Consider the following 20,137-nt stretch of genomic DNA (forward strand, 5'->3'; position numbering starts at 1 on the left):
TCCACGAAAGTGGTAGCAGATCAGTCTGCCCTGGTGAGAGTTAACCTCTTCAATGATGTCACCGGAAGTAAGATTTCCAGGCAGTCGGTCATCCGAGAGAACCAGTTGGGGGATAAAACGTCCAGTTATCAGGATCTGCTGAAGCTGTTGCATGTTATGCGCAACCTCAACATCATGACCCGCGGCGACCAGGATCATCGATAAAGAATCTGTGATCTGAGGTTCATCATCAATCAACAGTATACGTAAAGGTGCCTGCTCTTTGATCGTAATGTTATCTGTGTAATCCCCACTCTCTTCCAATGCACGAGGTAAGTAGAAGCGGAAAGATGTGCCCTGCCCTACATCAGACTCGAATTCGAAAGGAATGGCGTGTAATTCACATAAGCGCTTAACAATCGGAAGACCAAGCCCCATACCAGCATTGCCGGTGACCGTTTCCGGACCAGATTCCAGCTGTACGAATTCCTCAAATACAATGGCTTGCTTTGATTTGGGAATTCCCAAGCCTGTATCCGTCACAGTGAGGCAAACGCTACCACCGGAGGCATGCGCAGATACCGTAATTTCACCCTGCTCGGTATAACGTACAGCATTGCCAATCACATTATCGAGGATTTCAATCAGAATGCTTTTGTCTGCAGAAACAAAACATTGTTCACCCTGAACACGCAGGTGAATTCCTTTCTCCATCGCATGTACAGAGTGAACGGCCGATATTTCATTCAATACTTTCTGAACGCGAACCGTCTGGAGATTAACTTCGAGCACACCGGCATCAAGCTTTGAGATATCCAGCAGTCTGTCCAGCAGATGACTTGCAGAAGATAAGCTTCTTACCAGCTTTTCCGACGTTTCCTGATTGCGCATTTCAGGGTTCGAGAGCATGGCTTCAGCATACAAGCGCGCTGCCTGTACTGGCTGTCGAAGGTCGTGACTGGCGACGGCAATAAAACGTGTTTTCGCAGCTGTCCGCTCATCTGCTAATTCCTGTGCGTTACGATGCTCCAGGCGTAAGATGATGGACTCCATGTGGGTTCGATGAATCACGATACTGAACAATACCAGCATCATCCAGGTAAGTGGCGCGATTATAAGTGGCAGTATTTCACCACCAAAGTCCACGGATAGAAGATGCCAACTGAAACTGAAAAAAACAGGGGTAAGAAATGTAATATAAATATCAGGGTAACATCCCATCGTGACTGATGGCATCGATGAGGCAACTACCACAAGTAGCAGCAAAGAAAGTATCTGAATCTGACTGGCATCAGGAAAGAATAAAAACGGGGTCAGCGCCCAGAATATTCCCCATATCACAGAGAGATAGAGGTTTACCCAATGCCAGGTTCGGACGTAACTTAAAGAACGATTTTCATGGTCTGAGCGATAATGCCAACGTATCAGTACCCAAGAGTTAATGGCAACAAAAAGAATACCAGAGAACCAGGTGAGGAGCGCATTAGCTGTCGCCGATGAATAAAACATCAAGCCAACAATACAGGCCACAATGACCGACCCAACCATCCGGGAACCGACTTCCGCCATAAAAAGGTTGTGCCTTTCCCACTGCAGGTCTTCCGCCAACGGGTGTTCACTTATAGGAGGGAGAAACTCATTTTTAAGTTTCTTTAGAAGTCCTGCCAACGCGATTACTCCTTAACATCACTTTGCTTCTGACACCCGAAGAGGCCTACATGATTCTATTACCGGATTATACCCCTGATCATTGTTCAGACACTGGCACTGGGCGATCTGCATTACCCTCAGCTTCCAAATGCTCTAACGAGTATACCTTCAAGCACGAATCAATAGTAAACGACTACTCTGGTGACTACTTCACCTAAACAGGTGAAATATGAAACTTAAGATTCATAGCTTGACCTTTATCAAAGGACAAAAAAGCCCCCTGAAAAGAGGGCTAAAAGAGTGTGGTAAGAATGAGTAATACCAGTGATTATTTCACTTCGACTTCAGCACCAGCGCCTTCGAGTTCCGCCTTAATCTGCTCGGCTTCTTCTTTACTTGCTTTGTAAGAAGAGGCAGCAAGAGACACTGCTCTCACTGGAGACTCTTCCGGAGTTTCCTCGACAACGTCAGACTGCGGTACTGTTGGTGCCGTAAACTCAATCAGCTTGCCTTCGTCAGTAGAGTCGTGGCACCACACCGTTGTGCCGTTTACAGCCAGCTGATCAACGCATCGGGTGAAATCACCACCGCTCAGCAATACGTACTCACCTCCATTGAAGTCCGCACCGGCAAGACCGGCATCTGCTGAAACAGCAAGTAAGCTTTCGCCGCTGTATACCAGGTCCAGGATAACTACCCCATTTTCAGTATCAGATGTAAATGGATTACCGTCATTATTAAGTTCAATGCCTTCCGATTCCAGCGCACTCAAAAGATAGGTATTGTCCTCAACAGTCATGGCAACCAGAAAATCATCTTCAGGATCTTCTTCAACTGCCGTCACAATAATACCAGCGTCAGTATCCAACACAGTAAAGTCACTTTCAGTTACTTCATTGTTCTCATAATCGTAAATCAGGCTGGCTTCAAAAACTGCGACTTCACCAGTGCTGTCCCTACCAGTAATGAAGAAATCAATTTCATAGGCATCAGTGCCTTTGCTACTCAGATCAGAAGCCGATAGGCCGCCGAGCGAATGGCAGTCAACCAGAAAGAAGTTACCCTCGGTCTCATCGTTAATGTCGAGATCTGCGCTGATGTCTGTACCGGCCAGATAGATCTCAAGGCTTGCTGGAGTCTGAGTTTCTTCTTCAATGGCAACCGCTTGAGCGCTGGCTCCGCCGCCCTCGCCGCCATCAAGGGCTTCTCCACCTTCAATTACGCTGGCTTCTTCGTATCCGCAAGTCGCAATCAGAACAGTGTCGATTTCTTCGCCCTCGACGGTACCAGACACAGGCAACGCCAGAACATCACGGTAGTAGTCTTTTTCGAGTGCTACGCCCTCAACATCTGCAAATTCTTTTGTTGCTGCAGGCGCTACCATCAAGGTATGGGAGATGCTGTCGTCGGAGCCGGTCGAACGCTTAAGCGCAACCATGTCACCGTTTGTCGCACTCTGAGGGTAGGTAAGGCCAACCAACTCATCCGCACCTAAAGACCATGCTGTATCGGTATACACCGCAAGAGGATCAGGCGTAACGATGTCGTCACCGGTTTCATCATCACTGGAAGATGACGAACCGCCACCACAGCCAACCAGAGTCATAGAAGTCGCGGCAAGTACCGCCAGTGTTAATTTATTCAGTTCCATTCTGCTCTCCCGAACGTTAATTTTTGTCAACGAAAGAAGTAGACCAGAAGGGTATTCGGGCTTTCTTCACCCGTTTGGGTGAAAAGAGTTTGGGAAGGCTGCTGATAACGGCCATTCAGGCCTTATTTACCTTTTACTGACCGTCAGGTCAGCTTACTGAAAGCGACAACCACCACGCAACTAACAAGCGCACAGCCAGCAAACTAAGAAACCAGCGGTACAGCAGTCTGAAACGCGCTTCGGGCAGTTTGCCGAGCAGTTTAAGCCCTGACTTTGTCCCCAAATAACCTAAAACAATCATGCCCGCCATAACCGGAATCCAGGCAGAGAACGCGAAGCCGATAGCGCCGAATACGATGATTTTAAGCAGATGCTGAATGCTCATCGCGGTGGAGAAAAGCGCAGTGTAATGCCACTTATTGTGAGCATCTTTGCTCAGCCAGGCCGAGACAAGTGGGCCCGAGGCACCGACCAGAAAACTCGCCAATGTCGTAATAAAGCCCCCGATCGCTAAACCGACACGTGTCCGGCCAAGACCAATTTTTGGCATCGGTAGCCAGGTAATCCAGAGAACAAACAAAGCGATAAACAGAGGAATCAATTGGGCATCGAGGCGCCCGACCAGCCAGACACCACCGGCGACAGCGATAATGGCGCCCGCGACAAACCAGAACAGACGCGGGCGATCAAGGTACTGGCGGGAAAGGAACGCGCGCGACGCATTTGATCCCAGTTGCACCACACCGTGCACTGGCACCAGAGCTATGGGCGGCACGATGCTTGCCATCACGGTAATCAGAAAGGCGCCCCCACCCACTCCCAAAGCCGCCGTTATAAAGGAGCCAAGGAATGACGCAGCAAAAAGTATCAGGGCCTCTGTCAGGGTCAGGCCGTCAGGTATCAGTTCGAGCATGTACCCTCACAGAGTTCACTTGAGACAGAAGTCAGTACCCTTCTGGTTTAACAAAACCGCGGAATGATTTCTCTAACAGAGACGCAAATTTAATCGTCGTTTTATCGTGATATTTGCGGCCAAGGATCTGCACGTTCACCGGCAGGCCGTTCTTTGTTGAGCCCACAGGTGCACTCGTCGCGGGTAACCCCATTAGTGTTGCCGGAGCAATCCACATAAAGATATCCGTGTAAGGACCAGGCATACCGTTTACATGAAGTTTGCGCTTGTGCATTGCGGGCTTTGGTTGATGCTTGAACGCAGGCACATGAACCACAGGAGTCAGTATCACATCGTACTGGTCAAATAGCTTATCGGCTTTCTGTGCAATTCGCAGACGCGTTTCGTGCTGTTGCAGCCAGTCAGCATGAACCTGTGTCATCCCTTTCAGCAGTTTATCGATATGAGCACTGAGTTTAAGCTTCGCACCGAATATTCCGGCAAGCTTGCCTATCACGGCCGTTACCCGGCGCTGAGCAGGCTTCAGGGTTCCACTGAGTACCGAACCAAGCAGGTTCATATAGGTTGGGACAAAGGTCTCCAGCGACATCCCTTCTGGCGCTCCGGTCGTGACGTCTACACCTTGAGACTTCAGGTGTGCAGCCAACGCTGTGTAGGCTGCCTGCAACTCATCATCAATCGGGCTCAATGAATCCTGAGTCCATAAGAGCACCTTATAGCCACTCAGATCTTTCTCAGGCGCTTCGGGCAGTGTCAGTGACCAGGAATCTCCCATTAATGGACCCGGTGCTGCCAGAATATCGAGCATGACATCCAGGTCATCAGCATGACGCGTCATCGGCCCCGGTGTCGACAGGTCCGGTTCAAGAAGCATCCCCGGTGGGCCTGGAATATGACCGCGGCTAGCGATAATGCCATGCGTCGGTTTATGGCCGTAGGTTCCGCAGAAGTGAGATGGTGTGCGGATAGAGCCCGCGAGGTCAGACCCTAACTCAATCGGGGTGAGCCCTGCAGCAAGCGCAGCGGCTGCACCACCGGACGAGCCGCCCGGCGTGCGACTGGTATCATGGGGGTTATTTGTGGTGCCGTAGACCTTATTGAAGCTCTGCAGATCACCCGCAAACAAAGGAACATTAGTTTTACCAAAAGGAATGGCACCCGCGTCGACAAGTCGTTGTACGGTAAACGCATTTTCCGCTGGTATATGTTTAGCTAGAGAGCGGGAGCCCGCAGTACAAGGCATGCCGACAACTTCGAAGGTATCTTTGATCGTCATTGGGATACCATGCAGAGGGCCCCATGACTCGCCTTTTGCTCTCGCTTCATCGGCAGCATCAGCACGGGATAATGCATCATCAAAGTTCGTTGCCACGACGGCGTTCAGTTCTGGGTTCAGCTTCTCAATGCGATCACGGAAGTATTCTACCAACCCACGGCTGGTAACCTCTCCAGCAGCCAGCGCTGCCTGAAGTTCTGCGATGCCGCAGAAAGCCCACTCTTTAGACACAGTCATCCCCTATATTATTGTTAGCGGTATTATTTTTAGCGACTTCTATTACTAGCAACTTCTGGTTTTGAATCAGGAAAGCGTCTCAGGTTACCGGACACAATCATGACTGCCAATGTGCAAATGTGCCGTGCATCAGTGAGGATTGACCTGGTTTGTGAACCGGCATACCCTCAGTTGAAAGGATGCAGAAGTCTGGTGAGTGGGGTCTATGAGACGGAAGTTGTCGCAACACCTAGTCAAATGCACGGTTACCGTGCTGATATGGATGTTTTGTTTTGTCGTTCATGCTGAAGAATCAGCCCCCGAGAATCTGAATTGGGTAAAAAACGACGCGCCCCCTTTCTACATCATCAGATCAGATGGCCAGCAAGGCTTTGGTGATCAATTGCAAACGCTGATTGAAGGTGCTTTGGATAATTACCGACATAACACTCTTCATGTGCCGCTGAGTCGCTTGTCGTCAAGCTGGAAGTCATACGATCCATTGTGCTTCGCGACCATGATTCATGAGGCACCACTGAGCGATGACTACTTGCTCTCAGTGCCCAATGCCATGTACCTACCCCACGGTATCATCACCACCAATGCATTCGCTGAGAGCTTATCAGTGCAGGACGATGGCAGCGTGTCGTTAGAATCCGTAATCAGCGAGCAGAAGACCAGTATGGGGCACATAAGCGGCCGCACTTACGGCGAAAAACTGGACGACATACTGCGCCGATATCGACACAATATCGAAATCAATACACGAGCAGGCTCGACCGAGACAAAGGGCATTCTCACCATGCTGAGCCAGGGGCGCTTTGACTTCGTGATCGACTACGAGTTTGTTCTGAATCACTATGCGGGCTCTGACGAAGACGCTGACCAACTACGCTTCCTCCCTATTGCCGAAACCCGTGGCAGCTTTATTCTGGGGGCGGTCGGCTGCACGAACTCATCTGAGGGTAAGAAAGCTATTCAGGCCATAAACAAAGCCCTGCCCGATATCGTCAAAAGTCGGTCATATCGCAGAGCCGTTGCTGCCTGGTTGGTTCCGGTTGGCGGTGAAGCCTATTATTGGAATAAGTTCGATGACGTTCTGAAAAAGTATCTGGGGTTACCTGTACGACCACACACAACCGCCAGGCTCCCGCTGGCGGGATCAGAATAATTTAATGGATCAGAGGACTGCCCGTAGTAAATATCCCGGACAGCCTTCACTCTCACGATACTGCAGAGAAGACTTTACTGAAGCTGGATTGCTCCTGAATATTCACCGGCAGCCTCAACTTACGTGAAATATCACTGGCCGAAAAAACACCCCGAATCTGGTGGGTGTCCTCATCTATCACCAGGCAATGTTGCTGATAGTTATCCTGAAGAAAGTCAATCACATCACCAATCGTTGATGAACTTACCTCATGAATATTTAACGCCAGTAGATCCTGTTTTCTGGTCATCAGATCACTGACCGGCACTTCATCACGAGGGACGCCTGAACCAGCTGCTTCAGCAATAATATTTTGCTCCGACAGATCGGCTGCAGATACCACCCCCGCAAAATGTCCGGCGGCATCAACCACGATCTTCAACCTGACGTGTGTCCGGATCATCAGACTCCGCGCTTCAGGCGCGGGAACAGGTCCTTCAATAACCAAAGGCTCAACGTCACGGAAATCAGTAAAGAAATCCATCGCCGGGCTGAGCAGAGTTTTCTCTTTAAAATCTGCGGGCTGAACCAACTCATCAATTTTCTGGACAGGATACAGGGTCAATTTTTTCATAATACGATCTCCTCGCACTGCAACTTATCGTGCAGTACTGATTCTTGAATATTTGATTGAATAGTCTGAAGAATCAGAGCGAAGGGGGAGCCCGTATAGAGGAATACCGAACTACAGAGGGAACTGCCGCTGAGACAATATAAGGAACGTCCTGTGAAGGCAGGATAACACCCGATAGCTTGCGGCTTGAAAGTGCCGACTTTTCGTCGTCATCTGCGCCGTTATCACATGCGCTCAGCAGTGCTTCAGCAAGGTTTTCTACAACCAGGGCAGCAGAGCCGGCATCCGCTATGCCGGAGTTCTTAGCACCATCTATGGAAGGTAGAGCGGAAACGGGAAGAGAGATATTCAGAAGTAGCAGCAACGCGGGTACTAGCGAAAAGTGCATACAACCTCCTAAATACTCAAAAGACTGATTTCAATATATGCCTGAGATCTGGTTTGTACCAGTAAGTTTCCGTCAACGAATAGAAAGGAATCTGCCCATGACGGCATCAACCACTCCCAGCGAATTCCCTGTATGTCTTGCCATACAGCCACCCACAGCCGGATCTGAAGATACCCGATGGGGTCCAGCAGCACATCGACGATGGGAGACTGGTCGTTTTTGAGCAGGCAAACAGCGAACCTCTGCTCAACGATATCTATATTTCATCGTTAAAGTCAGATCAACGTCCGTACCGGGTTGAACTGGTGATTTCATGGTTTATGAATATGGTCGCGGATCACTGATTGACAGACACAAAAAGGGCGCTCAATGAGCGCCTCTCTTTTCCGGACGTTTCTTACTGCAAAAAGCTTACAGCAGGTCGCGACCTTTCTTAGCAGCCGTGCGCAGGCGCAAAGCGTTCAGCTTAATAAAGCCTTCCGCGTCTTTCTGATCGTACGCACCTGCATCGTCTTCGAAGGTAGCGATCGCTTCGTCAAACAGTGAGTCTTCAGACTTACGGCCAACCACAATCACATTGCCTTTATACAGTTTCAGGCGAACTTCACCGTTTACAACAGACTGAGTCTCGTCGATGGCAGCCTGCAGCATCTTACGCTCTGGCGACCACCAGTAACCGTTGTAGATTAACTCAGCGTACTTAGGCATCAGAGAATCTTTCAGGTGAGCCGCTTCACGGTCCAGAGTGATAGATTCGATCGCACGGTGTGCTTTCAGCAAAACAGTACCTGCCGGAGTTTCGTAACAGCCACGAGCCTTCATACCTACGTAACGGTTCTCAACGATGTCGACACGGCCAATACCGTTCGCACCGGCCAGCTTGTTCAGCTCTTCCATGATGGTCGCAGGAGACTTGTCGACACCATCGATAGCCACCGGGTCACCGTTCTTGAAGGTGATGTTCAGGTAAGTTGCTTCGTCTGGCGCATTCTCAGGCGATACAGACCACAGCCACATATCTTCTTCTGGCTCTGCCCATGGATCTTCGATCAGGTCGCCTTCGTAAGAGATGTGCAGCAGGTTGGCATCCATAGAGTAAGGAGACTTCTTGCCTTTCTTCTTCTCTACAAGAATGTTGTGCTCATCACAGTACGCCATCAGCTTTTCACGGGAGTTCAGATCCCACTCACGCCATGGAGCGATCACTTTAACGCCCGGCTTCAGTGCGTAGGCACCCAGCTCGAAACGTACCTGGTCATTACCTTTACCAGTCGCACCGTGTGCGATGGCGTCAGCGCCAGTTTCGTTTGCAATTTCAATCAGACGCTTAGAGATCAGAGGACGTGCGATAGACGTACCCAGCAGGTACTCACCTTCGTAAATGGTGTTAGCACGGAACATCGGGAAAACGAAGTCGCGCGCAAACTCTTCACGCAGATCGTCGATGTAGATTTCTTTGATGCCCAGAGCTTCGGCTTTCGCGCGCGCTGGTTCTACTTCTTCACCCTGACCCAGGTCAGCCGTAAAGGTGACAACTTCACAGTTATATTCAGTTTGCAGCCACTTTGCGATTACGGAGGTATCGAGACCACCGGAATACGCCAGAACGACTTTCTTGATGTCTGACATGAGATTCTCCAGAGATAAACGACGCTTCTACCTGTCTGCCCGTACTTTGGTACAGGGTGGTGACAGCGCCGGGGCAAAAATTCAAGGGGGCATATTGTACTGATTGTGAGCAATAACGCCAGCAGGCCGCCGAAGTAACGCCTCCAGAAATCTCACGATTGAAAAGAATTATGAGTACAATCGGAGAATCGCGATGTCATAGCAGTCTCCTTCCGGCTGCTCGATCAATAACAAGGGATCAGGGATGCTTAAGATATTTACCAGGCCGTTCGCCAAACACCGTTGCTCGCACCGCAAGGCTTCACTTGCGCGCTCAACCGCCTTTCTGCTTTCTCTTGCTGTATTCAGTACCTTCCAGGCCGGCTGCCAACCAGAGGAAGGCGCAAGCTCTGGTTCAGAAAGTACTAAAACCGAAAGCGCGCCGTCACAAACATCTGTTGTTAAAGAAACACAGAGCGCCAGCACGCCTCCCCCGATCAACGATGCGATGTACGCTGATATCCCACTGACAATCGCCTCAGTAAACGAAACCAGTTACGACGGTGGAATGACGGTAGGCATTCGCTTTTCAGCGCCGCTGAGCAGCAATCAGCCTTTTCAGAATTACGTACACATCAGCGGAGAAACGCCCGCCTGGATTCTCTCTGATGACGGCCTGACCCTTTACCTCGCGGATCCAGAGCCCGAGCGCACCTACAAGGTGATGGTTAGCAAAGGCCTAAAAGCACGTAACGGCACTGTCCTGAAGGAGGGAGATAGCGCCAGCGTGACCTTACCCCCAGCGCCACCGTCAGCCACGTTTGCCAGCGACGGCCACTACCTGACCACCGACCTGAGCGTTGGTCTTCCTGTCAACGTTATGAACGCCAGCGAAGTTAACGTCAGTTTCTTCCGGGTTCGCAATGACAATGAAGCCCTGCGACAGATGCTGCTCTGGAAATCATCTGACGCCCTTGAGCACATCTATCGACTTGAGGATATGAACGAGTTCTCTGACTTTGTTTACGATGGCCGTATCGCTCTGACGAGTGACAGAAACCGTCTGCGCAAAGTGAATCTGCCGCTGGCATCGATTGATGCCCTAAAACAACAAGCAGTCTACCTCGCGGTCATGACGATACCGGGTCAATTCAAGTCCAAGCTGTCGACCACCTGGTTTACCGTCAGCGATATCGGCCTGCATATTCGCGAATACAGAAAGAACATAGGAATCTTCACCAGAGACCTCAACTCAGGAGCCAGCAAAACCAACGTTGAACTCACTGTGATGAGTGGCTATCGCAGCCAGGAGCCGAAAGTGACCAGGCTTTCGAGCGGTAGTAAAGGATACGTTGAGCATCCGCGCAAAGATTTTTACAACACCGTCCTGATCGCACGTGACGATGACGCGGTTACCCTCATGCACCTCAACAGTGCCTCACTGGATATGTCGGATTTCGACTCGGGCACCCGCCCTTACCGTAGCACCGAACTATTCATGTACGGCCCGCGAGATCTCTATCGCGGCGGCGATACTGTATATATCAACGGGCTCTATCGTGATGCCGATGGTAAGGCACAGCCCGATAGCCTCCTGACGTACTACCTGCGCCGACCTGACGGAACCCGCAGCGACCGGGTGACCTGGCGCAATACCGTTCCCGGTGTCTATGAGTTTTCTACGGTACTGACCGACGATGCTCCAACGGGCCAGTGGAGCTTTAACGTCACAGAACCGAATGGCAGCACCCACCGGTATAACTTCCAGGTCGAAGACTTCATGCCAGAACGCATGAAGCTGGAGTGGAATCCAGATCAGAAATCCGGGGTCTTCGGTACTCAAGACCCGCTGAAAATTGATGTGCTCGGCAGCTACCTGTATGGCGCTCCCGCAGCCGGCAATAATTTTGAAGCCGATTTCAACTTACGCCCGACAGCACATCCATTTCAGCAATGGTCAGAATTTCATTTTGGAGATCCGAAGCAGGACGACTGGATTCAATCTCTGCCATCGCGAGAGACAAGATTAAGCGATAAAGGCGAGCTGACACTGCACCCCGCAAGTACGTGGCAAGACGCTCGTGTGCCACTGGCCCTGACAGTCACCGGCAGTCTTTTTGAAAGTGGCGGACGCCCGGTTGTCCGCTCCCATACCGTAAACATCGTGCCAGAGGGGCAGCTCGTCGGCATCCGCCCTCTGTTTACAGACAGAGCGAACACCAACGCACCCGCCAGCTTTGAACTGATCAGCACCAACAGCAAAGGTGAACTGGTTGACAGCACATCACTGGAGATGACGCTGACAAATATCACTTTGGAAACCCGCTGGAAGCGAGACGACAACCGCGGCTGGCATTACGAAGAGCAGCGTCGTAATGTGCGCGAACTGAGTCTGCCAGTAACCACCAATAGTGAAGGTCCGGTGACGGTTCAGGTACCTGTACAGTGGGGCGAATACCTTCTCGAAATTCGCGACACCAATACAAATCTGAGTACACGCGTTTACTTTAACGCTGGCCATCGCTGGTACTGGCAGTCACAGGAGCAGGCAGTACGCCCGGACCAGGTCAGCCTCGCTTTCGATAAAGAAAGTTACAATGCCGGTGACAACGCACGTCTGAAAATCACACCACCCGCAGCCGGCCGCTCGCTGGTGCTGATTGAAGCTGACCAGTTACTCTTCCGTACGGAAGCCGATATTCCTGCAGAAGGCGGCTGGGTGGATATTCCAGTCAGCAAAGACTGGCAGCGCCATGACATCTATGTGTCAGTCATCCACTTACAGCCCTCTGACGCTCAACAAAGAATCACCCCTACACGCTCGGTTGGATTGATTCACCTGCCGCTCAACAGAGAATCTGAACGACTGAACATTGAAATTCAGACACCAGAGAAATGGCTGCCCGCGAAAACAGAGCAGGTCACACTCGACATATCATCGGAGAAACCAGTGAGCCGCGCCTGGGTGACACTTGCAGCAGTTGATAGCGGCATTCTTTCGATCAGCCGCTTTAAAACACCGGAGCCTTTCGAGTTCTTCTTCGGACCACGTCGCTTCTCGGTCGATGCAAAAGACATGTACGGGAAACTGATCGATCTGAACAACAACCGTAATGGCGAAATCCGCTATGGTGGCGATGCCGATCTTGCACGCGGTGGAGACCTCGCACGCTCCGAAGTTCAGATCATCTCCCTGTTCAGTGGCATGGTAAACGTAGAAAACGGACAGGCCGTTATCCCTGTCTCCATGCCCGACTTCAATGGTCAGATTCGCCTGATGGCATTGGCCTTTGATGAGAGCAGAGTCGGCAGCTCGGATAAAGAAGTGACGGTGGCCGCGCCAGTTGTAACACAGTTATCTCTGCCCAGATTTATCGGCGCTGGGGATACATCCAGCGTTGCACTGGATATCACGAATATGACAGGTGCAGGCAGCGATTTCGAGGTCACTCTGTCAGCCTCGGGGCCGGTGCAGGCCGACGCACTGACGCAAGCACTTTCGTTGCAGGAACAACAGCGCTCTACACTGCTCTTCCCCTTCACCGCAACAGGTGCCGGGCGCATTGTCTTCCGTACAGAGGTCTGGCATCAGGGCAAAATAGTGATTGATCGTGAGTGGGGACTTCAGAGTCGATATCCGTATCCGGCCCAGACCTTCCGCGAATACGATGTACTCGAAACGGGCGCATTACTGACAATGAACTCTGACGTATCCTCGGGCTGGCTGAGTGATTCGATTGTTGCCGCGGTGTCTGCAAGCAGCTCCGAAAACCTGAATGCTGAAGAGCGCATGGCTCGTCTGCTGCGTTACCCATACGGTTGCGTCGAACAAACCACCAGCTCAACCTATCCATGGCTCTATGCAAGTGACGAACAGATCATGCGCCTGAAAGACTCGATAGACGGTGACTTAACCCGAGCCAATGCCATAGCCAGTGGCCTTGCCCGTATCGCTACACGGCAGAAACCAAATGGAGGGTTTGGTCTGTGGCGTCGTGAAGATGCAGACGAACAGCACTGGCTGGCGGCTTACGTTGCTCAGTTTATGACGGATGTGCAGGCTGCGGGCTATCAGGTTGATAACGATGTTTTGGGCAAAGTATTGATTCGACTTCGGGAATATTCGCGTAACAAGGCACAGCTGCGCGAACTCTGGGCCGAAGACGTCGACCTTTACCGCTTTACCTATCAGGCCTTCGCACACTTTATTCTCGCGCAGCACAACATAGCGTCACTGGCGGATATCCGGACGACCGCGGCCTACGTGCCTGAGAATGCAGGTGGTCTGGCACTGTTGCATCTGGCAATCGCTGCAAAACTACAGGGAGACAATCGCCTTGCAACTGAGCTTTACCACCAATCTCAAAGACAACAGCCGATACGTCCATACATCGGTGATTACGGCTCAGAACTGCGCGACAAAGCTCAACAGGCCCGACTGATCTGGAAATACGATATCGATGAGGCCCGCCCTGTTCAGTTAACGTCCGAAGTAGCTGAAGATATCCGCAGTCGCCGCTACCTGAGCACACAGGAACAGATCGCCATTGTTCAACTGGCGGACGAGCAGCAAAAACATACCGGTGACAAATGGAACCTGATGTTACTCAGCGCTGGAAAAGAGCAGACACTGACCGGCACTGAGCCTACACGGCTAGTATTACGGGGAGAGGATGCTACCGACCTCAGCCTCACCAATATCGGCGATAAAAATCTCTATGCGGCGCTGACCTATCAAGGATACGGGGCCACGCCTCCGGAAAAACAATCGTCCGGCGATGTCAGCGTAACCCGCAATTACTGGAACATGGAGGGTGAGAAAATCGATACGGATAATACTTTAACCATGGATACCGGAGACATGGTTATTGTTGAGCTGCTGGTTTACTCGAAAAAGTATCGCCCTGACCTGCTGATGGTCGACCTTCTTCCCGCGGGTCTGGAGATCGAAAACCAGAACCTGCCCGACAGTACAAAACTGTCCGACATTATTATCGATGGTGAGAAGATTGGTCACCACCTACAGAGTGCAGGCGTGGTTCACGACGAGTTCCGTGATGACCGCTATGTCGCGGCGCTTCGCACCGGAGGCAGCCGCTACTATGGTACGCGTCCTGCGCGCATGTATTACATCGCACGGGCAGTGACACCGGGCACTTACAAAGTCCCGAATCCGCTCCTTGAAGACATGTACGACCCGGAGGTTCGCGCCGTTGGCAGCACCATTGAGGAGCTGGTCGTTCAGCCGCGCTAGGATGTTAAGAAGAGCGAAAAACGCCTTGTATTTATCTGCAAGAAAGAGGGTCTCCCTCTTTCTTGCTGTTTTTATTGGCGTTCCGTTACTTCTTGATCTGCTGTTCCCAATACCCGACCCGGCAACGTCAGGCGAGGGCTTTACTCAGGTCGTAACCGACAGAAATAATCAGATCTTACGAGCCTTTCCCGATAAAAATGGAGTGTGGCGCTACCCGACCTCCCCGGATAAGGTATCAACCGATTATCTGAATACCTTACTCAGTTACGAAGATCGCTGGTTTTATTATCACCCGGGTATTAACCCGATCTCTCTGGTAAGAGCAGCCATCCAGAATGCTCAGTGTGACTGCATCGTCTCCGGTGGTTCAACGATTACAATGCAGGTCGCACGAAGACTGTCTCCACACGATCGCAGCATCGGTGGAAAATTTAAGCAAATGCTCAGAGCTTTACAGCTGGAGTGGCATTACAGCAAAGAAGAAATTCTCACACTTTATCTGAATTACGCCCCCATGGGCGGCGTGATTGAAGGGGTCGCGGCGGCAAGCCAGATGTACCTTGGCAAATCCGCCGACCAGCTGAGTCTGGCTGAGAGCGCCTTGCTGGCGGTGCTGCCCCAGGCGCCTTCCCGCCTGAGGCCCGATCGTCACCCGCAGCGAGCCAGAGCAGCCCGCGATAAAGTTCTCCAGCGTCTTTTTTTGCAAGGACAGATCACGCAGGAGCAACTTCATTATGCTCAACTTGAAAATATCATTGCTCTGCCTTTATCAACACCTCAGCTCGCGCCTCTGTTAAGTCGCCAACTGGTGGACAATTACCCCAATGACGCAGTCATCAAGACAACGCTGGACGGTGAACTGCAACACGAATTACAGGCACTGCTGGCGGAAGAAATTCAGCGTTTTCCTGAGCATCAATCCGCGGCAATTCTGTTGGTCGATAATCATGAACGCAGCGTGAAAGCCTACCTCGGCTCCGCCGACTTTACCGACAACAGCCGCTTCGCCCACGTCGATATGATTCAGGCAACACGATCTCCCGGTTCAACGCTCAAACCCTTTATTTATGGATTGGCCATGGAACAGGGTTTGATCCACAGTGCCAGCCTGTTGCGGGACGTTCCGCGACATCTACGCAGCTATCAACCAGAGAATTTCGCTCATTCGTTCAGCGGGCCCGTCGACGCCACCACGGCGCTACGGCAGTCACTCAACTTACCTGCAGTACAGGTTCTTGAAGCGTTGGGCCCGGCATCTTTCTCAGCATCACTGGAAAATGCCGGAACGCCCTATGTTGTTCCCGGTGATGGAAAACCCAGTCTTGCACTGGCTTTGGGAGGTGGTGGTTTCAGCGCCTGGAAATTAGCGACCCTGTATTCAGGTCTGGCAAACGGCGGAGAGGTACAGCCCCTGAAGCTGATTAACCCTCAGGCCCCCGAGCCCGAAGCGACGCATCAGGATAAACGCTGGCTACTGAGCCCTGAAGCTTCCTGGGTAACTCTTAACATGCTGCGCCAGCCTCGCCCGGGACGCATTCGTAGTTCTGCAGTGATGAGTAGCCACCCCCAGATGGCCTGGAAAACTGGAACCAGCTACGGCTACCGTGATGCATGGGCGGTGGGCGTCACGCCCCAATACACTATGGTCGTCTGGTTTGGCCGCCCGGACGGCACGCCCAGCCCCGGTCAATACGGCGCCGTCACAGCTCTTCCACTATTATTCCGCCTGCAGCAACGCCTGGCCCCTTCCCCTGACTGGCCTCCACAACCCGCGGATGTGACAACCAAAACCATATGCTGGCCAACGGGAAAATTGGCCAGCGAAACGCCGGCGGGCCACTGTCATCGGGCGCATACCGCGACTCTGATCCGTGATCAGATACCTCCGACATTACGCGATATGGATGCTGACGGCACCGCTCCGGGTATTCTCACAATCAGGCTGGACAGTCATGGGCAGATGCTAGGTATGGACTGCACTGACCTCAATGGCGAAACCGGATATGAAACCAGAACACTCGCTGTCTGGCCCGGTAACCTGGAACCCTGGATAGCGCCGCACCTCAGACGCTCAGAACAACTTCCAGTAGGTCGCTCCAGTTGCCAACCACCCTCATTAGCTACTGCGCCGCTTCGTATTATTGGTATAGAAGACGGGCAGACACTGATGCCCGCCAGCTTTAAAAAGACTCAGGAACTGCTACTGAATACCCTGGGAGGGATGGGGAACAAAGCTCTGTATCTCAATGGCGTGTACCACTCCGATGCCGACGATTCCGGCTTATTCAGAATCAAGCTCACCGAGCCCGGAGAGCAGGAAGTCATTGTTATCGACTCTCAGGGGACGTTGGCCCGGGTTCTATTCAGATTTGAACTGAAGCCGGTTCAAGCTAACGCCCACTGACCGAGCGATTGATCGAAGGCAGTACCGAGGCGTCCTCCGGCAACTTGAACACAAGGTCATCCGGCAACGGCATATCTTTATCCATTTCGAGACGAATGGTGACGCGGCGGTTCTCTGCCCTACCCTTAGCAGTCGCATTGTTAGCGACGGGATAGCGGCTGCCATGAAAACGCGTGGTAATAATTTCAGGCGCGATACCTTTCACCAAAAAATAGCGCTCTACAGCTTCGACACGTCGCTTGGAAATTTGACGGTTATCATAGCGACGCCCGATGTTATCGGTATGACCATCCAGATACACAGCACTGATCCGTGGATCATTCTTGATGTAGTAAATAATGCGGTCGAGGTTGTCCAGATCGTCCTGAGCCAGAGCCTCCTGTCCGCTTTTGAACAGAACCTTCGATCGCTCCACCTGATCGAAATTCACATCCAATAGCTGCGACGAACACAGAATATAGTCCTGAAAGGCCTTCTCAAACTCGACCGCTGATACCTGCACCTGAATAAAGCGACCACTGTCGTAGTAGGTTTCATGACTGACGGTGGGCATCCGTCCCTCACGCAAGGCATGCATAAACTGATTCGATCGGCCAAAATCCAATGTCAGAACCGGCGATGCTTTCTGCATCGGTACCAGACCCAGGGGCTCTGAGCGCGTCGAAGGCTGCCAGGGTGGCGGTGCAATGCTCACTCGTGCAGGCGTTGTCGACATCAGGTTACGGCGGGTTTCCAGCATAAAGGTTACATCTTCACCCGCTCGTTGCCGGAAAACAGCCGTACCGTAGCCGGGTATCGGTTGTTCAAAGCGACACTCAAAAACATTGCCGCTTAGCATCCAGAGCGTATCCTCCGGCCCGCCCGAAAACTTCATCGTCTGCCCCAAAGCGAACACCGGAAGCATCAGGGCTCCGCATGCCAGCAACATCTTCGTCAGGCGTCTCACCGTTGTTGAACCTGCTTGTCAGTCATACTCATAGTTAAGTTATCGGCCCGATTCTCCAAAAGTTGAATGTCAGCTCTAAGAATGCCGGTCGGAATCCGGTACAATAACGGCCATTCTTATCTTCCCACCTAAGTTTAGAACAAGGTCGAGACCATGACTGATCGTCTTACAATTACCCGCCCTGATGACTGGCACCTGCACCTTCGCGATGGCCCTGTCCTGCAGTACACCGTTCCGGCGACCGCACGGGTCATGAAACGGGCGATCATCATGCCAAACCTGCAGCCACCAGTGATGAATGCTGAGCAAGCACATGAATACCGCCAGCGCATCATATCAAAGGTACCCCAGGGTCTGAATTTCGATCCTCTGATGGTGCTGTACCTTACCGACAACACTACGCCGGAGATGATTAAAGAAGCTGCAGAAGCTGGCCATATCGTGGCGGTTAAGCTGTACCCAGCAGGTGCGACGACGAACTCAGCTTCCGGTGTTACTGATCTGGGCAAGCTCGACGAGCTGGCTGATGCTCTGACCGAACACGACATAAAGTTACTGGTGCATGGTGAAGTGACACACAGTGACGTCGATATTTTCGATCGGGAGAAGCGCTTCCTGGATGAAATTCTGTCGCCTCTCGTCAGTCGCAATCCTGACCTGAATATGGTCGTTGAGCACATCACAACAAAGGATGCTGCTGAATTTGTGAAAAGTCAGGGCGACAATGTTGCTGCGACCATCACCGTTCAGCATCTGGCGTATAACCGCAATCACATGTTGGTCGGTGGCATCAAACCGCACTACTACTGCCTGCCTATTCTGAAACGCAACATCCACCAGCAGGCATTGCAGGATGCCGTCGTCAGTGGCAGCAGCAAATTTTTCCTGGGCACGGACAGTGCGCCTCACGCTAAGGGCGCAAAAGAAAGTGCCTGTGGCTGCGCGGGTTGCTACACCGCCTATGCTGCGATCGAACTCTACGCAGAAATCTTCGACGACCTTGGCGCTCTGGATAAACTTGAAGGTTTCGCCAGCCACTATGGTCCCGACTTTTATGGATTGCCACGCAACTCCGATGAAATTACATTGATTAAAAAGGACTGGCAGGCTCCACATGAGTTGCCTTTCGGTGACGATGTCATCGTTCCACTTCGTGCAGGCGAAACCCTGCGCTGGAAAATCGACTACTGACACCGGACAACTAAGGACCGACATGACAATTGAAGAGAAACAGGAAAAGTCGTTGATGGCACAACGCTTCCGCGGGTTTTTACCCGTGGTAGTCGATGTGGAAACCGGTGGTTTTAATGCCGACAGCGACGCCCTTCTCGAAATCGCTATGGTTACCCTGAAAATGGATGACGATGGCTACCTGCACCCGAACGAAACGCTGAGTGCAAATATCCACCCATTCGATGGCGCAAACCTCGAACAGGAAGCACTCGATTTCACCGGTATTGATCCATTCGATCCAGAACGGGATGCTGAATTTGAAATTGATGCACTCACGCCTATGCTGCAGACCGTACGCCGTGAAATAAAGCACTATGGCTGTAACCGAGCGGTACTCGTCGGTCACAACGCGCACTTTGATCACGGCTTTCTGCGTGCAGCGATAGATCGCAACGACATCAAGCGTGATCCGTTTCACCCATTCTCGTCGTTCGATACTGCGTCTATTGCAGCGATCGCGTTGGGGCAGACGGTACTGGCAAAATCCTGCAAGGTCGCTGGTATTGAGTTCGACAACAACGAAGCCCACAGCGCGGCGTACGATACCTTCAAAACCGCCGAACTGTTCTGCTACATCGTTAACCGCTACAAAGACCTTGGCGGCTGGCCGTTAGCAGAAGACGACGCCTGATGGATCACGAGTTCTGTTACGACGAATCGGGTGAGCTGGTTGTTCGTCTCGACATGGGGCAGGAAGTCACTGCCCTATGGCTGAACACCGAGATCATTCCCAAGCGAGACATGGCGTTTGCCCTACTCGATCTGATTAACGATCTGGAAAGTGGCACCTTTAACGAAAAGCTTCTTGCCACTGATCTGTAACCACTTTCATGGA

Annotated in this window: 15 protein-coding genes; 7 read left to right on the top strand and 8 right to left on the bottom strand. The window is 51.8% G+C overall.

Features of this window, described 5'->3' with window-relative positions; translation table 11 throughout:
- The 4 genes from B2067_RS15450 to B2067_RS15465 all read right to left on the bottom strand — a co-directional run.
- A partial coding sequence (locus B2067_RS15450) for a sensor histidine kinase (RefSeq protein WP_301389022.1) occupies positions 1-1,647 on the bottom strand: 1,647 nt, incomplete at its 3' end.
- A 310-nt stretch (positions 1,648-1,957) separates the two neighbouring features.
- Positions 1,958-3,280 (bottom strand): hypothetical protein, encoded by a 1,323-nt coding sequence (locus tag B2067_RS15455; RefSeq protein ID WP_301389023.1) that lies wholly within the window; start codon positions 3,278-3,280, stop codon positions 1,958-1,960.
- Between the two features lie 148 nt (positions 3,281-3,428).
- Positions 3,429-4,193, bottom strand: a complete 765-nt coding sequence (locus B2067_RS15460) for a sulfite exporter TauE/SafE family protein (protein ID WP_301389024.1) — start codon at positions 4,191-4,193, stop codon at positions 3,429-3,431.
- 31 nt (positions 4,194-4,224) lie between these two features.
- Complete coding sequence (locus B2067_RS15465) at positions 4,225-5,706, bottom strand: amidase (protein WP_414716546.1); 1,482 nt, start codon at positions 5,704-5,706, stop codon at positions 4,225-4,227.
- Positions 5,707-5,968: 262 nt separating this feature from the next.
- Here B2067_RS15465 and B2067_RS15470 point away from each other — a divergent pair, with 262 nt between their 5' ends.
- The gene (locus B2067_RS15470) at positions 5,969-6,856 is read left to right on the top strand and encodes a hypothetical protein (RefSeq protein ID WP_301389026.1); all 888 of its coding nucleotides are present in this window, start codon (positions 5,969-5,971) and stop codon (positions 6,854-6,856) included.
- 52 nt (positions 6,857-6,908) lie between these two features.
- Here B2067_RS15470 and B2067_RS15475 read toward each other — a convergent pair whose 3' ends face one another.
- Together B2067_RS15475 and B2067_RS15480 are read right to left on the bottom strand one after the other, a co-directional pair.
- Positions 6,909-7,469 (bottom strand): CBS domain-containing protein, encoded by a 561-nt coding sequence (locus tag B2067_RS15475; RefSeq protein ID WP_301389027.1) that lies wholly within the window; start codon positions 7,467-7,469, stop codon positions 6,909-6,911.
- Between the two features lie 73 nt (positions 7,470-7,542).
- Positions 7,543-7,857 (bottom strand): hypothetical protein, encoded by a 315-nt coding sequence (locus tag B2067_RS15480; RefSeq protein ID WP_301389028.1) that lies wholly within the window; start codon positions 7,855-7,857, stop codon positions 7,543-7,545.
- 137 nt (positions 7,858-7,994) lie between these two features.
- Between B2067_RS15480 and B2067_RS15485 the strand changes: the two genes are divergently transcribed.
- Positions 7,995-8,201, top strand: coding sequence for a hypothetical protein (locus B2067_RS15485; protein ID WP_301377576.1), 207 nt, complete (start codon positions 7,995-7,997; stop codon positions 8,199-8,201).
- A 67-nt stretch (positions 8,202-8,268) separates the two neighbouring features.
- Here the strand turns inward: B2067_RS15485 and B2067_RS15490 are convergent, their stop codons facing one another.
- Complete coding sequence (locus B2067_RS15490; RefSeq protein ID WP_301389029.1) at positions 8,269-9,486, bottom strand: argininosuccinate synthase; 1,218 nt, start codon at positions 9,484-9,486, stop codon at positions 8,269-8,271.
- 244 nt (positions 9,487-9,730) lie between these two features.
- On the opposite strand from B2067_RS15490, the gene B2067_RS15495 reads away from it, so the two are divergent.
- Both B2067_RS15495 and pbpC read left to right on the top strand, forming a co-directional pair.
- Complete coding sequence (locus tag B2067_RS15495) at positions 9,731-14,719, top strand: alpha-2-macroglobulin family protein (protein WP_301389030.1); 4,989 nt, start codon at positions 9,731-9,733, stop codon at positions 14,717-14,719.
- A 25-nt stretch (positions 14,720-14,744) separates the two neighbouring features.
- On the top strand, positions 14,745-17,123 hold the full coding sequence (gene pbpC, locus B2067_RS15500) for a penicillin-binding protein 1C (protein ID WP_301389031.1): 2,379 nt from the start codon (positions 14,745-14,747) through the stop codon (positions 17,121-17,123).
- On the opposite strand, the gene B2067_RS15505 is transcribed toward pbpC, so the two are convergent.
- Complete coding sequence (locus B2067_RS15505; protein WP_301389032.1) at positions 17,110-18,069, bottom strand: flagellar protein MotY; 960 nt, start codon at positions 18,067-18,069, stop codon at positions 17,110-17,112. The two genes, pbpC and B2067_RS15505, sit on opposite strands and share 14 nt — an antisense overlap.
- Positions 18,070-18,222: 153 nt before the next feature.
- Here B2067_RS15505 and pyrC point away from each other — a divergent pair, with 153 nt between their 5' ends.
- From pyrC to B2067_RS15520, 3 genes are read left to right on the top strand one after another with little or no spacing between them, the layout of a single operon-like run.
- Complete coding sequence (gene pyrC, locus B2067_RS15510) at positions 18,223-19,260, top strand: dihydroorotase (RefSeq protein WP_301389033.1); 1,038 nt, start codon at positions 18,223-18,225, stop codon at positions 19,258-19,260.
- 22 nt (positions 19,261-19,282) lie between these two features.
- Positions 19,283-19,933, top strand: coding sequence for a ribonuclease T (gene rnt, locus B2067_RS15515; RefSeq protein WP_297532301.1), 651 nt, complete (start codon positions 19,283-19,285; stop codon positions 19,931-19,933).
- The gene (locus tag B2067_RS15520; protein WP_301389034.1) at positions 19,933-20,124 is read left to right on the top strand and encodes a YacL family protein; all 192 of its coding nucleotides are present in this window, start codon (positions 19,933-19,935) and stop codon (positions 20,122-20,124) included. The genes rnt and B2067_RS15520 overlap by 1 nt, the downstream gene beginning before the upstream one ends.
- Positions 20,125-20,137 lie beyond the last annotated feature (13 nt).

It is taken from the genome of Thalassolituus sp. UBA2590 (genome assembly GCF_002339775.1).
Taxonomy (GTDB): Bacteria; Pseudomonadota; Gammaproteobacteria; order Pseudomonadales; family Oceanobacteraceae; genus Thalassolituus.